General features: G+C 72.2%; 13 protein-coding genes. 4 read left to right on the forward strand and 9 right to left on the reverse strand.

Annotated elements, in window-relative coordinates:
* Nucleotides 1-99 precede the first annotated feature (99 nt).
* Complete coding sequence (gene lgt / locus ACWCQS_RS10580) at nucleotides 100-1089, forward strand: prolipoprotein diacylglyceryl transferase (protein WP_451004072.1); 990 nt, start codon at nucleotides 100-102, stop codon at nucleotides 1087-1089.
* 77 nt (nucleotides 1090-1166) lie between these two features.
* On the opposite strand, the gene ACWCQS_RS10585 is transcribed toward lgt, so the two are convergent.
* From ACWCQS_RS10585 to ACWCQS_RS10615, 7 genes are read right to left on the reverse strand one after another with little or no spacing between them, the layout of a single operon-like run.
* A complete protein-coding gene (locus tag ACWCQS_RS10585; RefSeq protein WP_451004073.1) occupies nucleotides 1167-1979 on the reverse strand; it encodes an HpcH/HpaI aldolase/citrate lyase family protein in 813 nt (270 codons plus the stop codon).
* On the reverse strand, nucleotides 1976-3175 hold the full coding sequence (locus ACWCQS_RS10590; RefSeq protein ID WP_451004074.1) for a CaiB/BaiF CoA transferase family protein: 1200 nt from the start codon (nucleotides 3173-3175) through the stop codon (nucleotides 1976-1978). Before ACWCQS_RS10590 ends, ACWCQS_RS10585 begins: the two co-directional genes overlap by 4 nt.
* Before the next feature lie 13 nt (nucleotides 3176-3188).
* A complete protein-coding gene (rbsK, locus tag ACWCQS_RS10595; RefSeq protein ID WP_451004075.1) occupies nucleotides 3189-4082 on the reverse strand; it encodes a ribokinase in 894 nt (297 codons plus the stop codon).
* Complete coding sequence (locus ACWCQS_RS10600) at nucleotides 4079-5461, reverse strand: ADP-ribosylglycohydrolase family protein (RefSeq protein ID WP_451004076.1); 1383 nt, start codon at nucleotides 5459-5461, stop codon at nucleotides 4079-4081. Before ACWCQS_RS10600 ends, rbsK begins: the two co-directional genes overlap by 4 nt.
* Nucleotides 5449-6642, reverse strand: a complete 1194-nt coding sequence (locus ACWCQS_RS10605) for an ADP-ribosylglycohydrolase family protein (RefSeq protein WP_451004302.1) — start codon at nucleotides 6640-6642, stop codon at nucleotides 5449-5451. Before ACWCQS_RS10605 ends, ACWCQS_RS10600 begins: the two co-directional genes overlap by 13 nt.
* Before the next feature lie 17 nt (nucleotides 6643-6659).
* Entirely contained in the window at nucleotides 6660-7778 is a 1119-nt protein-coding gene (locus tag ACWCQS_RS10610; protein WP_451004077.1) for an ADP-ribosylglycohydrolase family protein, read from the reverse strand.
* Nucleotides 7775-8914, reverse strand: coding sequence for an ADP-ribosylglycohydrolase family protein (locus tag ACWCQS_RS10615; protein WP_451004078.1), 1140 nt, complete (start codon nucleotides 8912-8914; stop codon nucleotides 7775-7777). The genes ACWCQS_RS10610 and ACWCQS_RS10615 overlap by 4 nt, the downstream gene beginning before the upstream one ends.
* Before the next feature lie 259 nt (nucleotides 8915-9173).
* Here ACWCQS_RS10615 and ACWCQS_RS10620 point away from each other — a divergent pair, with 259 nt between their 5' ends.
* The 3 genes from ACWCQS_RS10620 to ACWCQS_RS10630 all read left to right on the forward strand — a co-directional run bounded on the left by ACWCQS_RS10620 (nucleotide 9174) and on the right by ACWCQS_RS10630 (nucleotide 16412).
* Nucleotides 9174-9905 carry a VIT1/CCC1 transporter family protein gene (locus tag ACWCQS_RS10620; RefSeq protein ID WP_451004079.1) on the forward strand — a complete coding sequence of 244 codons (732 nt, stop codon included), beginning with the start codon at nucleotides 9174-9176 and terminating at the stop codon, nucleotides 9903-9905.
* A 455-nt stretch (nucleotides 9906-10360) separates the two neighbouring features.
* Nucleotides 10361-14956, forward strand: coding sequence for a glutamate synthase large subunit (gene gltB, locus ACWCQS_RS10625; RefSeq protein WP_451004080.1), 4596 nt, complete (start codon nucleotides 10361-10363; stop codon nucleotides 14954-14956).
* Entirely contained in the window at nucleotides 14949-16412 is a 1464-nt protein-coding gene (locus ACWCQS_RS10630; protein WP_451004081.1) for a glutamate synthase subunit beta, read from the forward strand. Before gltB ends, ACWCQS_RS10630 begins: the two co-directional genes overlap by 8 nt.
* A gap of 111 nt (nucleotides 16413-16523) precedes the next feature.
* Here the strand turns inward: ACWCQS_RS10630 and ACWCQS_RS10635 are convergent, their stop codons facing one another.
* The gene (locus ACWCQS_RS10635; RefSeq protein ID WP_451004082.1) at nucleotides 16524-17201 is read right to left on the reverse strand and encodes a hypothetical protein; all 678 of its coding nucleotides are present in this window, start codon (nucleotides 17199-17201) and stop codon (nucleotides 16524-16526) included.
* Nucleotides 17202-17256: 55 nt separating this feature from the next.
* Nucleotides 17257-18123 carry a rhomboid family intramembrane serine protease gene (locus ACWCQS_RS10640; RefSeq protein ID WP_451004083.1) on the reverse strand — a complete coding sequence of 289 codons (867 nt, stop codon included), beginning with the start codon at nucleotides 18121-18123 and terminating at the stop codon, nucleotides 17257-17259.
* Nucleotides 18124-18236 lie beyond the last annotated feature (113 nt).

Below are 18236 nucleotides of genomic sequence, written 5' to 3' on the forward strand. Positions count from 1 at the left end.
ATCTTGCTTCCGCCGCCCGTTTTCTCACGCCCCCGTTATGGACCCGTAGCCGGGCTGCTTGCCGTCACCACGGCCCGGCACGGTAGCGTCGGACTTGCCATGGAACTTGCCTACATTCCCAGCCCGTCGCGCGGGGTGCTGTATCTCGGCCCCATCCCGCTGCGCGGCTACGCCTTCTGCATCATCATCGGCGTCTTCGTCGCCGTCTGGCTCGGCAACAAGCGCTGGATCGCCCGCGGCGGGCGGGCCGGCACCGTCGCCGACATCGCGGTCTGGGCTGTGCCGTTCGGTCTGGTCGGCGGCCGGCTGTACCACGTGATCACGGACTACGAGCTGTACTTCAGCCCGGGCCGTGACTGGGTGGACGCCTTCAAGGTGTGGCAGGGCGGCCTGGGCATCTGGGGCGCGATCGCGCTCGGTGCGCTCGGCGCGTGGATCGGCGCGCGGCGCCGGGGCATCCCGATGCCGGCGTACGCCGACGCCGTCGCCCCCGGCATCGCGTTCGCGCAGGCCATCGGCCGCTGGGGCAACTGGTTCAACCAGGAGCTGTACGGCCGTGAGACGCATGTTCCCTGGGCCCTGCACATCACCTCCTCCGAGGGCGGCCGGGTGCCGGGTTACTACCACCCGACCTTCCTGTACGAGTCCCTGTGGTGCATCGGCGTGGCTCTCCTGGTCATCTGGGCCGACCGCCGCTTCACGCTCGGCCATGGCCGCGCCTTCGCCCTCTACGTCGCGGCCTACTGCGTGGGCCGCGGCTGGATCGAGTACATGCGCGTGGACGACGCGCACCACATCCTGGGCCTCCGCCTGAACGACTGGACCGCGCTGATCGTGTTCCTGCTGGCGGTGACGTACATCGTGGTGTCGTCCAAGAAGCGGCCGGGCAGGGAAGCGGTGGTCGAACCGGGTCTCGCCGAGGGTCCGGCCGACGGTACGGAAGCTGCCGACGAGACCGAGGACAAGGCCGTGGACAAGGCTGAGAACAAGGCCGAGGACAAGACTGAGCCGGAAGCCGCGGAAGCCGCGGAAGCCGCGGAAGCCGTGGAGGCGAAGGACGAGGCCGAGTCGGCGACCAAGAAGAGCTGACCGCTGGTTTTACGACGCCGAGGGCGCCCGGAGTTCGTTCCGGGCGCCCTCGGCGCATGTGGGCGGGGGGAAGCGGGTCAGGCTCTCGCCGCCAGGGACAGGGTGCGGTGGGCCATCGCCACTACCGCCGCGTCGATGAATCTGCCGTCCGGGAGGGCCTGGGCGCCCTCTTTCGTCGCGGCTGCCTTCAGGACCGTCTCCGCGTGTTCGATCTCCGCCGGGGTGGGCAGGTAGGCCCGTTCGATCACCGGGAGCTGCCGGGGATGGATGGCCGCGCGGCCCAGGAAGCCGAGGGAGCGGCCATGGGCGCAGGAGGCGGCGAGGCCGTCCAGATCGCGGATGTCGGGGTGGACCGACTGCGGGGGTGGGGCGAGGCCGGCCGCGCGGGCGGCGACGATCACCCGGGAGCGCGGCCAGTCCAGGCCCGCGTCGGCCCGTACCCCGAGGTCGGCCCGCAGATCCGCCTCGCCGAGGGCGATGCCCCGCAGGGCGGGGTGGGCGGTGGCGATGGCGTGCGCGTGCTCGATGCCAAGGGCCGACTCCAGCAGGGCGTACAGCGGCACAGGGGTGGCGGCGGCGACCTGCCTGATCTCGGCCGGACCGGTCACCTTCGGGAGCCGCAGGCCCGCCAGGCCGGGGAGCGCGGCGAGGGCCGCCAGGTCGGCCGCGGCCCAGGGGCTGTGCGAGGCGTTGACGCGGACGTGGACCGGGACCGGCTGGGGGTCGATGAGGAGCTCGGCCGTGGCCGCGCGGGCGTACTCCTTGCGGTCCCGGGCGACCGCGTCCTCCAGGTCGATCACCACCACGTCGGCGCCCGCGGCCAGCGCCTTGGCCACCACGGGCGGGCGGTCGCCGGGGACGTAGAGCCAGGTGAGCGGGTGCGGGGTCACAGGGCGCCCTCCTCGCGCAGGGCGCGCAGCTCGGCGGGGGTGAGGCCCAGCTCGGTGAGCACGGCCTCGGTGTCCGCGCCGTGCGGGCGGCCGGCCCAGCGGATCGCGCCGGGGGTCGCGGAGAGCCGGAAGAGGACGTTCTGCATGCGCAGCGGGCCCAGCTCGGGGTCGTCGACGGTGGTGACCGTGCGCAGCGCCTGGTACTGGGGGTCGGCCAGGACGTCCCGGACGTCCTGGACGGGGGCCACCGCCGCCTGAGCCTTCTCGAAGGCCGCGAGGACCTCGGCGCGGCTGCGGGCGGCGATCCAGGAGCCGACCGCCTGGTCCAGGACGTCGGCGTGCGCGGCACGGTCCGCGCCGGTGGCGAACCACGGTTCCTCGGTCAGCTCCGGGCGGCCCACCAGGCGCAGCACCCGCTCCGCGACCGACTGCGCGGAGGTGGAGACGGCGACCCAGTGGCCGTCGGCGGTGCGGTAGGTGTTGCGCGGGGCGTTGTTCGCGGACCGGTTGCCGGTGCGTTCCTGGACATGGCCGAGCTGGTCGTACCAGGTGAGATGGGGGCCGAGGACCGACAGGATCGGCTCGATGATCGCCATGTCGACGACCTGCCCGGCGCCGGTGCGCTCCCGTGCGGACAGCGCGGTGAGCACGGCGTAGGCGGTCGCCAGGCCCGCGACCGAGTCCGCGAGCCCGAAGGGCGGGAGCGTGGGCGGCGCGTCCGGCTCGCCGGTGATCGCGGCGAAGCCGCTCATCGCCTCGGCGAGGGTGCCGAAGCCGGGACGGTGTGCGTACGGCCCGAACTGGCCGAAGGCGGTCACCCGGGCGAGGACCAGCCGGGGGTTGGCGGCGGCCAGTTCCGCCCAGCCCAGATCCCACTTCTCCAGGGTGCCCGGGCGGAAGTTCTCGATCACGACGTCGGCGGTGGCGGCGAGCCGGAGCAGGGTGGCACGGCCGCCGGGCGTGGACAGGTCCAGGGTGATGGTCCGCTTGTTGCGGCCGAGCACCTTCCACCACAGGCCGACGCCGTGCTTGGCCGGGCCGTGCCCGCGGGAGGGGTCGGGCCGCTCCGGATGCTCGACCTTGATCACCTCGGCGCCGAAGTCGCCGAGCAGTGTGGCGGCCATGGGGCCCGCGAACAGGGTCGCCAGGTCCAGCACCCGCAGACCGGACAGGGGCGGTGGATTCGTCGTACTCATGCGTCGTCGTACCTCACGCCGTGAACTGGGCGTCGATCTCCGGGCGGTACGGCATCGACACCGACGCCCCGGCCCGCTGGACGGAGATCGCCGCGGCGGCCGCCGCCCAGGACAGGGCCTCCTGTACCGGTTTCTCCTCGGCGAGGGCCACCGCGAGCGCGCCGACGAAGGTGTCACCGGCGCCCGTGGAGTCGACGGCGGTCACCTTCGGCGCCGGCGTCACGAGCGGTTCGGTGCCCCGGGCCAGATACAGGCTGCCGGTGGCGCCCAGGGTGACGGCCACCTCCGGCACCAGGTCCAGCAGGGCGGCGGCGGCCTCGCGCGGGTCGGTGCGGCCGGTGAGGGTGACCGCCTCGTACTCGTTGGGCACCAACAGGTCGGTCGCGGCGAGGAGTTCGGGCGGCAGCGGCTGGGCGGGGGACGGGGTGAGCACCGTACGGACCCCGTGCCGGCGCGCCGCCTGCGCACCCGCGACGACCGCGCGCAGCGGGATCTCCAGCTGCAGCAGCAGGGCGTCGGCGGAGGCGATCACTCCCTCGTCGCCGGGGGAGAGGTGGTCGACGGTGCCGTTCGCGCCGGGGATGACGACGATGGAGTTGGCGCCCTCGTCGTCCACCACGATGTGCGCGGTGCCGGACGGGCCCTCGACCGTGCGCAGGAAGTCGGTGTCCACGCCGGAGTGTTCGAGGGTGTCGCGCAGCCGCAGCCCGAAGGCGTCGTTGCCGACCGCGCCGATCATCGAGACGGTGGCGCCGGCGCGGGCCGCGGCGATCGCCTGGTTGGACCCCTTGCCGCCGGGGATGGTGTGGAACTCACGTCCCGTCACGGTCTCGCCGCGCTGCGGGGCCTTCGCGACATAGGTGACGAGGTCCATGTTCGTGCTGCCGAGGACGACGATGTGGGTCATGGGCGGGTCGCCTCCAGGTGGGTGAGATGGGCGAGGGTGTCGAAGCCGGTGCCGTCGAAGTCGGCGACGGTGGTGGCGAGCCGGTTCTTCAGCGGGGCCCGCCAGCGGTCGGGGAGCGCGGCGGGGTCGCCCGCGAGGAGCCCCGCGATGCTGCCGGCCGTGGCGCCGTTGGAATCGGTGTCCAGGCCCCCCGAGACCGCACGGCAGATGGAGCCGGTGAAGTCGCCGTCCGCGTGGGTGAGGGCGGCGGCGATCAGGGCGGTGTTGGGGATGGCGTGCACCCAGTGGTGGGCGGGGGAGTAGCGGGCGTGGAGCTCGTCGACGACGTCGTCGAAGTCCTGGTGGGACTCGGCCAGTCGGACGGCGTGGTCGATCGCCCGCGCGAGCCGGGAGCGGGGCGGGATCACCCGGCGGCCGGTGCGCAGACAGGTGTGGACGTCCTGGCATCCGGTGGCGGCGGTGGCGATGACGGCGGCCGTGAACATCGCCGCGTAGACGCCGTTGGCGGTGTGGGTGAGGACCGCGTCGCGGTGCGCCTGTGCGGCGGCGGCGCCCGGGTCGCCGGGGTTGGTCCAGCCGTGCACATCGGCGCGGATCAGGGCGCCGATCCACTCGCGGAAGGGGTTGCGGTGGCGGGCGGTGTGCGGGGGCTCGATGCCGGTGAGGAGGTTGCGGCAGGCGACGCGTTCGGCGGTGAAGGTGCGGCCGGGCGGGAGTTCGTCCAGCCAGAGCCGGGCCACGTCGTCGGTGCTGAAGGTCCTGCCGTGACGGCGCAGGAGCAGGAGGTTCAGGAGGGGGTAGTTGAGGTCGTCGTCCTCCGGCATGCCGTCGATGTTCTCGGCGAGGGAGGTGGGGGCGGAGCGGCGGTTCCAGGGGTACTGGGCGAGGAGGTCCTCGGGGACGCCGCGGGCCGTGAAGTACGTGGTGAGGGGCCAGTTACCGGTGGCCTGGGCGAGGGCTCGGATGCCGTCGAGGGGGAGCTTTTCGACGGGCTTGCCGAGGAGGCACCCGATGGCCCGGCCGAGCCAGGCGGCTTCCAGGCCGGCCGGGGTGGGGGCCGGCCGGGGGTGGGTTTCGCTCGCCCGCGCCGGCGGGTCCGGCCAGTTCGGGCACAGGGACTTGATGCGGGCCAGGTCGGTCGGCTCGTCGTGGGACAAGCCGCTGGGAAGGTCGGCCAGTTCGTCCAGGAGGTCTTCGGCCAGGAGGCGCAGATACCGCGAGACGCCGTGGGCGGACGCGCCCGCCCGGGGCGGGGCGTCCGGGCCGCCCGCCGCTCGCCACCGTGCCTCGATCGCCGACGGCTCCCGCCCGTCCAGGCGGGCCTGGCGCAGCTCGTGGCCGAGCAGGTCCTCCGGCTGGACCCAGGTCAGTCGGAGCATGCGCTGCCTCCGAGGGCGCTGAACGCCCGCTCGTGCGCGCGCCGCCGGCACACGTCCCGTTCGAAGACCTCCCGCGCGACTCCGGCCAGCGTGCGGGCCGGCTCCCACAGGTCCAGCCGGCTGGCCTCCGCCACCGTCTTCGCCCAGTCCTCCGGGACGGGCGAGCCCAGGGCGCCCGCGAGGGCACCGGCCATCGTGGCGATCGAGTCGCAGTCGCGGCCGTAGTTGACGGCACCGAGGACGGCGTGCCGGTAGTCGCCGCCGGAGACCAGCACCATGCCGAGCGCGATGGGCAGTTCCTCGATCGCGTGCAGCCGGGAGGGACGGCGGGCGGCCAGGGAGGGGGCGCGGTAGTCCGGGCCGACGGTGTCGTACGGGGCCACCGCCGCGCGCAGCGGCCCGAGCGCCGACTCGAAGTCGCTGTGGCCGCGGGCCGCTTCGCAGACCTTCTCGATCGCCTCGCGCGTGCCGTCCTTCGCCAGGGACAGACAGGCGGTGACGACCGAGTCCGGGGTCGCGCCCGGAGTCGCGGCGGCGGCGACGGCCGCGGCGAGGACACCGGCCGCCTCACGGCCGTACGACGACTGGTGCGCACCGGCGATGTCCAGTGCCTCGGCGTAGGCGGCGGCCGGGTTGGCGGCGTTGACCAGACCGACGGGGGTCATGTACATCGCCGCGCCGCAGTTGACGATGTTGCCGACGCCCGCCTCCCGGGGGTCTGCGTGACCGTAGGCCAGCCGGGCCACGAGCCATTTCTCGGCGAGGAAGAGGCGGTGCAGCGGCAGGGCCTCGGTCTCCAGCTCCGGGATCCAGCGCGGGTTCGTCATCAGGTCCGGGACCAGGTGGTCGGCGATCGCGTACGCGTCGAGGTGATCGCGCACTCGGGCGTACACCCGGATCAGCGCATGCGTCATCAGGGTGTCGTCGGTGACATGGCCGTCGCCCTTGTGGTACGGCGCGATGGGGCGGGCGGTGCGCCAGTCGTCGCCGTGCCAGGGGCCGACGACGCCGTGGACGCGGCCGCCGTGGCGCTCGGCGATCTGGTCGGGGGAGTAGCCCTCGACCGGGCCGCCGAGGGCGTCGCCGACGGCGGCTCCGACGAGGGCGCCGGTGATCCGGTCGTCGAGACCGGGCGGGGATGGTGGGCTGCTTTCTTCTTCTTTGAGTCCTTTGGACTCCATGGGCGTCATGCCCCGAATCATCCTCCTGGGTGGGCCGGTTGCGCGGCTTCCAGGAGTCCGGCGAGTTCCACCAGGTCGGTGCCGCTGAGACGGGGCAGGACGCAGCCGGACAGGGTCCGGCAGGCGTCCCGCCAGGTCTCCGGCACGGCCGCGCCACCCCCGAGGGCTCCGGTGAGGGCGCCCGCGAGGGCCGGGGCCGAGTCGGCGACCCGGGACAGGCAGACGGCGGCGGGTACCGCCTCGGCGATACGGCCGCGGGCGGCGGTGGCCAGGGCGAGGGCGACCGGGACGGTCTCGGCGGCGGCGATGCCGTAGCTGTAGACGTGGTCGACGATCTGGTGCTCCAGGAGCGGGACGAGGGCGAAGGCGGATTCGCCGTCCTCGGCGAGGGCCAGCGCGTGGCGGGCGTTGCGGCCGATCTCGGTGTCGGGCGGGAGTTCGGCGAGTGCGGCGGCCACGCAGGTGTCCGTCCCGGCGCCGGCGAGGGCGAGCGCGAGGGCCGCGGCCATGGCACGGGCGCCGTGCACGCCGTCGCCGTCCTGGGTGTAGCGGGCGTCGAACTCGGCGAGGGCGGCGGCGCGTTCGGGGTCACCGGGGTGGGCGACGGCGAGCACGCAGGCACGGACGCAGGCGGCGTCGTCGAAGTAGTGCGGGTTGTCGTGGCCGGTCGCGGGCGGACGCAGGCCGGCGGCGAGGTTACCGAGGCCGGAGCGGACGGAGATGCGGGCGCGCAGCGGGAGCACGGCGGACTCCACCTCGGGTGCGCGCTCCTCCGCGGCGGCGACCTCCGCGGCCACGGCGGTCCAGGTGAGGTCGATGGCGGCGCGGGTACGGCGCTCCCGGCTGAGGTCGCCGAGGGCGTCGTCGTCGCCGGCCCGCAGCACCGCCTCCGCGGCGAAGGCGGCCCACTCGGCGTCGTCGGAGGGACCGAGGCGGAGGGGGTCGGGGGGTTGGTTGAGGGCGATCGGTACCGGGAGGGTGGTGGTGGCGTTCTGCTCGGCGAAGGCGTCCAGCTCGCGGGTGAGGCGACGGGTCCACTCGGGCATACGGCTGGCCCGGTGCCGTGCGGCCGGCCAGCCGGCGGCGTCGCCCGCGGCCAGGCCGAGCAGGAGTCCCTCGATACGGCGCGCTGTCATGACTGCACCTCGCTGTCCGGGTGCCCGGAGTTCCCCGCCCCAACCAAGGGGCTCCGCCCCATGGCTCCCCGCTCGCCCGGCCGCCCACTTGACTCCGGCAGCACCCCCGGAAGCGCCACCCCCACCCCCCACTTCCCGCCCTCCCCCGGTACCAGCAGCTCCGCCACATCCAGGATGTGGTGGCCCGCCATGGACGGCAGGCAGCGGCCCCGGGCCGGGCCGATGGCGGAGGACCAGGTGGGCGGGATCGCGGAGATGCCGTGGGTCGCGCCGGACAGGGCGCCGGCCACCGCAGCCGTCGTATCCGCGTCGCGGCCCATGTTGACGGCCGTGAGGACCGCCTCCCCGAAGTCGCCGTCGGCCGCCGCGTACGCGCCGAAGGCGAGGGCGACCGCCTCGGGTGCCAGGTCGGTCCAGGGGTAGCCGCCGATGACGACCGCGGAGCGGACGGCGCGTTCGCCGCGGTGGGCGACGGCCACCGCCCGGCGCAGGGAGCGTGCCGTCCAGGAGTCCTCGGGGATCACCGCCAGGGCGGAGGCGATCACCGCCGGAACCGGCGCGCCCGTCATCGCCGCCGCCACCCCCGCCGCGACCGCCTGGCCGCCGTAGATGCCCTCGCCCTCGTGACTCACCGAACCGTCGATCGCCACCAGCCGGGCCGCTTCGGCGGGGCGGCCCGCGGCGAAGACCCCGAAGGGGGCCGCCCGCATGGCCAGACCGTCGCTCCAGGCGTGCCGGTGCTGGGCCGAGATCGGGGCGGCGAGACCCCGGCGCAGGTTCTCCAGCGTGCCGCGCTCGCTGAAGCCCGCGCCCCGGAAGGGGCCCTCGGCGCGGTCGGCGATCCACTCGTGCCAGGCCGCCTCGACATGGGCCGGGGTCAGCGCCGAGCCGTGCCGGGCGAGCAGCAGGCCCGAGAAGATCGCGTACTCCGTGTCGTCCGTGCCGGACGGAACGTCGGCCACATAGCCCGTGATGCGGCCCCAGCGGGCCCGGATCTCGGACGGCTTCAGGTTCTCCGCCGGCGCTCCCAGCGCGTCCCCGACGGCCAGGCCGAGCAGTGCCCCGCGGGCCCTTTCCCGGAGACCGGCGGCGTCGTCGGGCACCGAGGCCGGGGGAGTGCAGGCGATCGATGCCATGGGCGGACTCCTTCGGGGCCAGGAAGGCGCTTTGCGGATGTGTGCCACGGCGTGCGGCCGCACGAGCCCCCGCACTGCTCGAAGTCACCCGCTTGGCATCTGAGCAAGATCATGCACGGATGAGCAAAGGTCGGAAAAGGTGCTGGTTAGCCCAGCCTTTCCTTGCTGGCGGGAGTGGAAGAAGGGGCGTAGGTTCAGTGTTGTCGAAAAGTAGAACTCGTCCAAAGTTAGCTTTGGCTAAGCTATCCGGGGGGCCCGCATGGCCGTCATCGAAACCCAGGCCGCGCTGCACGAAGCGCACCGAGACAACCACACGCACCGCGATGTCAACGGCGGCTGGCTGCGCCCCGCCATCTTCGGCGCCATGGACGGTCTTGTCTCCAACCTCGCCCTGATGACCGGTGTGGCCGGTGGGTCCGCGAGCCAGCAGACCATTGTCATCACCGGCCTGGCGGGGCTGGCGGCGGGTGCCTTCTCCATGGCGGCCGGCGAGTACACCTCGGTGGCCTCCCAGCGGGAACTGGTCGAGGCCGAGCTCGATGTCGAACGCCGCGAGCTGCGCAAGCACCCCCAGGACGAGGAGGACGAGCTCGCGGCACTGTACGTCGCCCGGGGCGTGGAGCCCGCCCTGGCCCGGGAGGTCGCCCGCCAGCTGTCCAGGGATCCCGAGCAGGCCCTGGAGATCCACGCCCGCGAGGAGCTGGGCATCGACCCCGGTGACCTGCCCTCGCCGCTGGTCGCCGCCGTCTCCTCCTTCGGGTCCTTCGCCCTCGGTGCCCTGCTGCCCGTGCTGCCGTTCCTGCTCGGCGCGAGCGCGCTGTGGCCCACCGTGCTGCTCGCCCTCGCCGGACTCTTCGGCTGCGGTGCCGTGGTGGCCAAGGTGACCGCGCGCAGCTGGTGGTACAGCGGCCTCAGGCAGCTCGCGCTGGGCGGTGCGGCGGCCGGTGTGACGTACGCCCTGGGCACCCTGATCGGAACGGCCGTAGGATAGCGCCGCCGGTACCTATGCGTTGGGCCGCATAGGTAGCCGCGAAGGCCGTTACTCGCTGGTTTCGAATGCGTGACCACCGGGCATGAGCCGTAAGCGCTGTGGGCAATGACGCCTGCCGCACCCCCGTGGGGTGAGTGACAACGCTCCCCCCGCCCCCCATCGGGCCGCCGGACGCCGATCCGACCGATCTCGTCCGTCCGGTCCCCCTCACACGTTCGCCGCCACCGCGCGGCACCCAGGCCGTCATGTGCGGTCCCGCCGCCACGCGCGGCACCCTGCCGCCTCCGTGCGGCACCTACGCCACGGACCCCGTGGTGTCCGCATGTTGGAACGGTGTATCCGCTTCCTGGGAACCGCCCCATCATGTAACCTGCACGAAATTTTGAGATCACGCAGAGGGCCAACGTCGTCCCTCGGCAGCTGCCACATGCCTGATGACGACGACGGGAGAGCCGATGCGTACGCCGCGCCAGCCGTCCCAGCACTCCGCGAATGGCCAGAACTGGTCGTTCATGGATGCTCGCCCTGCTGCGCAGGGTATGTACGACCCCCGCAACGAACACGACGCGTGCGGCGTCGGTTTCGTCGCCACCCTCACCGGCGAGGCGTCCCACACCCTGGTTGAGCAGGCACTCACCGTGCTGCGCAACCTGGAGCACCGCGGTGCCACGGGCTCCGAGCCCGACTCGGGCGACGGCGCCGGCATCCTCTCCCAGGTGCCCGACGCCTTCTTCCGCGAGGTGGCCGGATTCGAACTGCCCGCCGCCGGCTCCTACGCCGCCGGTATCGCCTTCCTGCCGGTGGACGGAACCGCCGAGGCCGTCTCGCAGATCGAGACGATCGCCGACGAGGAGGGGCTCACGGTCCTCGGCTGGCGTGAGGTTCCGGTCGCCCCGGAGCTGCTGGGTGCCACCGCCCGCTCCACGATGCCGGTGTTCCGGCAGGTCTTCGTCACCGACCACGCCAGCGAGGGCATCGCGCTGGACCGCAAGGCCTTCGTGCTGCGCAAGCGCGCCGAACGCGAGGCCGGTGTCTACTTCCCGTCGCTGTCCGCGCGCACGATCGTGTACAAGGGCATGCTGACCACCGGCCAGCTGGAGCCCTTCTTCCCGGACCTGTCCGACCGCCGCTTCGCCTCCGCGATCGCGCTCGTGCACTCCCGGTTCTCCACGAACACCTTCCCGTCGTGGCCGCTCGCGCACCCCTACCGCTTCGTCGCCCACAACGGTGAGATCAACACCGTCAAGGGCAACCGCAACTGGATGCGCGCCCGCGAGTCCCAGCTGGTGTCCGACCTGTTCGGGCCGCAGGAGAAGCTGGAGCGGATCTTCCCGGTCTGCACGCCGGACGCCTCCGACTCCGCCTCCTTCGACGAGGTGCTGGAGCTGCTGCACCTGGGCGGCCGTTCGCTGCCGCACTCCGTGCTGATGATGATCCCGGAGGCGTGGGAGAACCACGACTCCATGGACCCGGCCCGGCGCGCCTTCTACGGCTTCCACTCCACGATGATGGAGCCCTGGGACGGCCCCGCCTGCGTCACCTTCACCGACGGCACCCAGGTCGGCGCCGTGCTCGACCGCAACGGTCTGCGCCCCGGCCGATACTGGGTCACCGACGACGGCCTCGTCGTCCTCGGCTCCGAGGTCGGCGTCCTCGACATCGACCCGGCCAAGGTCGTCCGCAAGGGCCGGCTGCAGCCCGGCAAGATGTTCCTCGTCGACACCGCCGAGCACCGCATCATCGAGGACGACGAGATCAAGGCCGCCCTCGCCGCCGAGAAGCCGTACGCCGAGTGGCTGGAGGCCGGCGAGATCGAGCTGGGCGACCTGCCCGAGCGCGAGCACATCGTCCACACCCACGCCTCGGTCACCCGCCGCCAGCAGACCTTCGGCTACACCGAGGAGGAGCTGCGCGTCATCCTCGCGCCGATGGCCCGCACCGGCGCCGAGCCGATCGGCTCCATGGGCACGGACTCGCCGATCGCGGCCCTGTCCGAGCGCCCGCGGCTGCTCTTCGACTACTTCACCCAGCTGTTCGCGCAGGTCACCAACCCGCCGCTGGACGCGATCCGCGAGGAGCTGGTCACCTCCCTGCGCTCGTCGCTGGGCCCGGAGGGCAACCTGCTCGACCCGACGGCCGCCTCCTGCCGCTCGGTCACCCTGCCCTTCCCGGTGATCGACAACGACGAGCTGGCCAAGCTCATCCACATCAACGCCGACGGCGACATGCCCGGCTTCAAGGCCGCGACCCTGTCCGGCCTGTACCGGGTCTCCGGCGGCGGCGACTCCCTCGCCGCGCGCATCGCGGAGATCTGCGCCGAGGCCGACGCCGCCATCGAGAACGGCGCCCGCCTGATCGTCCTGTCGGACCGCCACTCGGACGCCGAGCACGCGCCGATCCCGTCGCTGCTGCTCACCGCGGCCGTCCACCACCACCTCATCCGCACCAAGCAGCGCACCCACGTGGGCCTGCTGGTCGAGGCCGGTGACGTCCGCGAGGTCCACCACGTCGCCCTGCTGATCGGCTACGGCGCCGCCGCCGTCAACCCGTACCTGGCGATGGAGTCGGTCGAGGACCTGCTGCGCGCCGGCACCTTCCTGAACGGCCTGGAGCCGGAGAAGGCCATCAAGAACCTGATCTACGCCCTGGGCAAGGGCGTGCTGAAGGTCATGTCGAAGATGGGCATCTCCACCGTCGCCTCCTACCGCGGCGCCCAGGTCTTCGAGGCCGTCGGCCTGGACGAGGCCTTCGTCGACAAGTACTTCAACGGCACCGCCACCAAGATCGGCGGCGTCGGCATCGACGTCATCGCCAAGGAGGTCGCCGCCCGCCACGCCAAGGCCTACCCGGCCTCCGGCATCGCGCCGGCGCACCGCGCGCTGGAGATCGGCGGCGAGTACCAGTGGCGCCGCGAGGGCGAGCCGCACCTGTTCGACCCGGAGACGGTCTTCCGCCTCCAGCACTCCACGCGCACGGGTCGCTACGACATCTTCAAGAAGTACACGGACCGCGTGAACGAGCAGTCCGAGCGCCTGATGACGCTGCGCGGCCTGTTCGGTTTCAAGTCCGACCGGCAGCCGATCTCCATCGACGAGGTCGAGCCCGTGAGCGAGATCGTCAAGCGGTTCTCGACGGGCGCCATGTCGTACGGCTCCATCTCCAAGGAGGCGCACGAGACCCTCGCCATCGCCATGAACCAGCTGGGCGGCAAGTCCAACACCGGTGAGGGCGGCGAGGACCCGGAGCGCCTGTACGACCCGGCGCGCCGCTCGGCGATCAAGCAGGTCGCCTCCGGCCGCTTCGGTGTGACCTCGGAGTACCTGGTCAACGCGGACGACATCCAGATCAAGATGGCCCAGGGCGCCAAGCCCGGCGAGGGCGGTCAGCTGCCCGGCCACAAGGTCTACCCGTGGGTCGCGAAGACGCGTCACTCGACGCCGGGTGTCGGCCTGATCTCCCCGCCGCCGCACCACGACATCTACTCCATCGAGGACCTGGCCCAGCTGATCCACGACCTGAAGAACGCCAACCCGGCGGCACGTATCCACGTGAAGCTGGTGTCGGAGGTCGGCGTCGGCACGGTCGCCGCGGGTGTCTCCAAGGCGCACGCGGACGTGGTGCTCATCTCCGGCCACGACGGCGGTACGGGTGCCTCCCCGCTGACCTCGCTGAAGCACGCGGGCGGCCCCTGGGAGCTCGGCCTCGCCGAGACTCAGCAGACCCTGCTGCTCAACGGGCTGCGCGACCGGATCGTGGTCCAGACGGACGGCCAGCTGAAGACCGGCCGTGACGTGATCATCGCCGCGCTGCTCGGCGCCGAGGAGTTCGGCTTCGCGACCGCGCCGCTCGTCGTCTCCGGCTGCGTGATGATGCGCGTCTGCCACCTGGACACCTGCCCGGTCGGCATCGCCACCCAGAACCCGACGCTGCGCGACCGCTTCGCCGGCAAGGCCGAGTACGTGGTGAACTTCTTCCAGTTCATCGCCGAGGAGGTCCGCGAGCTGCTGGCCGAGCTGGGCTTCCGCTCCATCGAGGAGGCCGTCGGCCACGCCGAGGTGCTGGACGTCGAGCGCGCCGTCGACCACTGGAAGGCCCAGGGCCTGGACCTGGAGCCGCTGTTCCACGTGCCGTCGCTGCCCGAGGGCGCCGTGCGCCACCGGGTGGTCGAGCAGGACCACGGCCTGGAGAAGGCGCTGGACAACGAGCTGATCAAGCTCGCCGCCGACGCCCTGGCCGCGAACGACGCGACCGAGGCCCAGCCGGTGCGCGCCCAGGTCGCCATCCGCAACATCAACCGCACGGTCGGCACCATGCTCGGCCACGAGGTGACGAAGAAGTTCGGCGGCGCGGGTCTGCCCGACGACACCATCGACATCACCTTCACCGGTTCGGCCGGCCAGTCCTTCGGCGCGTTCCTGCCGCGCGGTGTCACGCTGCGCCTGGAGGGCGACGCCAACGACTACGTCGGCAAGGGCCTGTCCGGCGGCCGTATCGTCGTCCGCCCGGACCGGGCCGCCGACCACCTCGCCGAGTTCTCCACCATCGCGGGCAACACCATCGGCTACGGCGCCACCGGCGGCGAGCTGTTCCTGCGCGGTCGTACCGGTGAGCGGTTCTGCGTCCGCAACTCCGGGGCGCTGGTCGTGTCCGAGGGCGTGGGCGACCACGGCTGCGAGTACATGACCGGCGGTCGCGCGGTCGTCCTCGGCCCGACCGGCCGCAACTTCGCGGCGGGCATGTCCGGCGGCATCGCCTACGTCATCGACCTCGACCGCGACAACGTCAACTCCGGCAACGCAGGGTCGGTCGAGGCGCTGGACGAGGCGGACCAGCAGTGGCTGCACGACGTGGTGCGCCGCCACGCCGAGGAGACCGGCTCGACGGTCGCCGAGAAGCTGCTCGCCGACTGGGAGCAGGCCGTGGCGCGGTTCAGCAAGATCATCCCCAGCACGTACAAGGCAGTGCTCGCCGCCAAGGACGCCGCCGAGCGAGCCGGTCTGACCGAGACCGAGATCACCGAGAAGATGATGGAGGCGGCGATCAATGGCTGACCCGAAGGGCTTCCTGAACCACGGCCGTGAGGTCGCCAAGACCCGTCCCGTCGGTGAGCGCGTCAAGGACTGGAACGAGGTCTACGTCCCCGGTTCCCTGCTGCCGATCATCAGCAAGCAGGCCAGCCGGTGCATGGACTGCGGCATCCCGTTCTGTCACAACGGCTGCCCGCTGGGGAACCTGATCCCCGAGTGGAACGACTACGCCTACCGCCAGGACTGGTCGGCGGCTTCGGAGCGCCTGCACGCCACGAACAACTTCCCGGAGTTCACGGGCCGCCTCTGCCCGGCCCCCTGTGAGTCGGCGTGTGTGCTCGGCATCAACCAGCCGCCGGTCACCATCAAGAACGTCGAGGTCTCCATCATCGACAAGGCGTGGGACTCGGGCACGGTCGCCCCGCAGATCCCCGAGCGCCTGTCCGGCAAGACGGTCGCGGTCATCGGCTCGGGCCCGTCGGGTCTCGCCGCCGCCCAGCAGCTGACCCGGGCCGGCCACACGGTCGCCGTCTACGAGCGCGCGGACCGCATCGGAGGTCTCCTCCGGTACGGCATCCCCGAGTTCAAGATGGAGAAGCGGCACATCAACCGCCGTATCGAGCAGATGCGCGCGGAGGGCACCCGCTTCCGCACCGGCGTCGAGATCGGCCGGGACATCAACGCCCGCGATCTGAAGAAGCGGTACGACGCGATCGTTATCGCCGCCGGCGCCACGACCGCCCGTGACCTGCCGGTGCCGGGCCGCGAGCTCAAGGGCATCCACCAGGCGATGGAGTACCTGCCCCTGGCGAACAAGGTGCAGGAGGGCGACTACGTCACCGCGCCGATCTCGGCCGAGGGCAAGCACGTCGTCGTCATCGGCGGCGGCGACACCGGCGCGGACTGCGTGGGCACCGCCCACCGGCAGGGCGCTGCCTCGGTCACCCAGCTGGAGATCATGCCCCGCCCGAACGACGAGCGGCACCCGACCAACCAGCCCTGGCCGACCTTCCCGATCCTGTACAAGGTCACCTCGGCCCACGAGGAGGGCGGCGAGCGGATCTACTCCGCCTCCACCACCCACTTCGAGGGCGACGAGGACGGCAACGTGCAGTGGCTGCACCTCGCCGAGGTGGAGTTCGTGGACGGCAAGCTGACCTCCAAGCCGGGCACCGAGCGCAAGATCCCCGCCCAGCTGGTCACCCTCGCCATGGGCTTCACCGGCACCGACCGGGAGAACGGCCTGGTGGAGCAGTTCGGCCTGGAGCTCGACGAACGCGGTAACATCGCCCGCGACGCCGACTTCCAGACCAACGTGCCGGGTGTGTTCGTCGCCGGTGACGCCGGCCGCGGCCAGTCCCTCATCGTGTGGGCGATCGCGGAGGGCCGTTCGGCCGCCCGCGGTGTCGACCGGTTCCTGACCGGTGCCAGCGACCTGCCGGCCCCGATCCGCCCGACCGACCGCGCCCTGGCGGTCTGACGGCACCCCGTATAGACGTCCCGTACAACGGCGTACGGAACACCAGACGACGCCTGCCCCTGTCCCCGACCGGACGCCTGGGCAGGCGTCGTTGCTTTCCGCGGGCCGTGCCTACTCGTACCAGACGCCCGCGAGGGGTCCGCGCTCGGTGACGGCCCTCACCCCCGGCGGCAGAGCGGCCCTGCTCGGATCGCCGCGGATGTGCTGGTACAGCGTGGGCGTGGGCAGGCCGACGGTCTGGATCCAGCCACGGCCGTGCACATGCCCGGCCGCGATCAGCTCCTCCGCCTGGCCCGGTGGCGCCAGATCCTCGCGGTACAGCTGGCTTATCGTCCGGTCGTCGTCGGCGAAGGCGAACCGTGCCGCGTAGGCGTACCGGTCGGGGTTCAGCCATACGTACAGCACGACGGGCTTCTCCAGCACCGTCCGGAACCAGTCCGCCGACCGGTCGGCCAGCTCCTCGACCGTGCCGGTGGCCTCCAGGGCCCAGCTCGACGGGCGGTCGGTCAGGGTGAACAGCTGGTTGTGCAGACGGTCTCCGCGGACGCGGTCCCCGGTGAAGTGCACACCCGCGCAGAGCAGATGGAGCCGGCCCCCGGGATCGCTGAAGGACAGATGGGCCACCAGCGAATCCCACGCGTCCGTCCGCGCGAGCTCTCCGTCGACCCCTGCCGAGGCCCAACCGGCGGTGCGCTCCCGCAGCGCGGCCACGAAGGCGCGTTCGTCGTCGCTGAACTCGAACTCTTCGTCGTCTTCCGGTTCGATGACGAACCACGGGTGCTCAGGCATGGCCGGAAGCGTACGGTCGGCTCGGTTGCCGGACACCTGGTTTTCCCGCGCCCGTTCAGGCCGTCAGCGAGGTCACCTTCATCCAGGTGAGCGCCAGCAGCAGCGCCAGCAGGGCCACGCACACGCCCGCCTGGACCAGGGTGCGCCGGCTGTCCCGGGGCGCGTACGCGTAGGCCAGCGTCACCGCTCCGCCCGCGAGCAGGCCGCCGAGGTGGGCCTGCCAGGAGGTCAGCCAGGCGGAGATCACCAGCCAGGCCAGCAGCCCGCCCATGTACTGGTTGACCGCCCGCATGTCGTAGCCGAGGCGACGGCCCATCACGTAGTACGCCGCCCCCAGGCCGAAGATCGCGCCGGACGCGCCGACGGTGAAGGACGTGGGGGCGAGCAGCAGCACCAGCACCGAGCCGCCCAGCGCCGACAGCAGATACAGCGCGAGATAGCGGACCCGGCCCAGCTGTGCCTCGACCACCCGGCCGATGTTCCACAGCGCGAGCATGTTGAACAGGATGTGCGTGATGCCGAACGTGCCCTCGCCGGGCGTCAGATGCAGGAAGGCGCCGGTCAGCAGCCGGTACCACTCGCCGTGCGCGACGCCCTCCGGCAGGTAGCCCGCGGGCACGGTGCCGAGCATGGCGAAGCGGTCCTCGATGGACGGCCGCGCCAACTCGGCGAGGTAGGCGAGCACATTGAGCCCGATGAGGACATAGGTCACCAGCGGTACCGTGCTGATCCGGCCGCCGAACGCCGTGCGCGCCTGCCGGACCGACCGCGCGCCCTCCCTCACGCACTCCACGCACTGGTGGCCGACGGCCGCCTCGCGCATGCAGTCCGGACAGATGTAGCGGTCGCAGCGGGTGCAGCGGACGTGGGACTCCACCTTGGGGTGACGAAAGCAGGTGGTGACGGCGGACTCGGCGGTCACGGCCGGCTCCTTGGAGAAAGATCGGGACAGGGTGAGCCGGTGGGGACGGCGGCGAACAAAATAGCGAACTGGTGTGACGGGATCGACAACAGGGCCCAGTGATCACATAAGCT

Source organism: Streptomyces sp. NPDC002076 (assembly GCF_053593835.1).

Excerpts from the sequence above, each read along its gene's own strand:
- lgt (WP_451004072.1), top strand. The coding sequence starts at position 100 with ATGGAACTTGCCTACATTCCCAGCCCGTCGCGCGGGGTGCTGTATCTC.
- ACWCQS_RS10590 (WP_451004074.1), bottom strand. The coding sequence starts at position 3,175 with ATGAGTACGACGAATCCACCGCCCCTGTCCGGTCTGCGGGTGCTGGAC.
- rbsK (WP_451004075.1), bottom strand. The coding sequence starts at position 4,082 with ATGACCCACATCGTCGTCCTCGGCAGCACGAACATGGACCTCGTCACC.
- ACWCQS_RS10600 (WP_451004076.1), bottom strand. The coding sequence starts at position 5,461 with ATGCTCCGACTGACCTGGGTCCAGCCGGAGGACCTGCTCGGCCACGAG.
- ACWCQS_RS10605 (WP_451004302.1), bottom strand. The coding sequence starts at position 6,642 with ATGGAGTCCAAAGGACTCAAAGAAGAAGAAAGCAGCCCACCATCCCCG.
- ACWCQS_RS10610 (WP_451004077.1), bottom strand. The coding sequence starts at position 7,778 with ATGACAGCGCGCCGTATCGAGGGACTCCTGCTCGGCCTGGCCGCGGGC.
- ACWCQS_RS10615 (WP_451004078.1), bottom strand. The coding sequence starts at position 8,914 with ATGGCATCGATCGCCTGCACTCCCCCGGCCTCGGTGCCCGACGACGCC.
- ACWCQS_RS10620 (WP_451004079.1), top strand. The coding sequence starts at position 9,174 with ATGGCCGTCATCGAAACCCAGGCCGCGCTGCACGAAGCGCACCGAGAC.
- gltB (WP_451004080.1), top strand. The coding sequence starts at position 10,361 with ATGCGTACGCCGCGCCAGCCGTCCCAGCACTCCGCGAATGGCCAGAAC.
- ACWCQS_RS10630 (WP_451004081.1), top strand. The coding sequence starts at position 14,949 with ATGGCTGACCCGAAGGGCTTCCTGAACCACGGCCGTGAGGTCGCCAAG.
- ACWCQS_RS10635 (WP_451004082.1), bottom strand. The coding sequence starts at position 17,201 with ATGCCTGAGCACCCGTGGTTCGTCATCGAACCGGAAGACGACGAAGAG.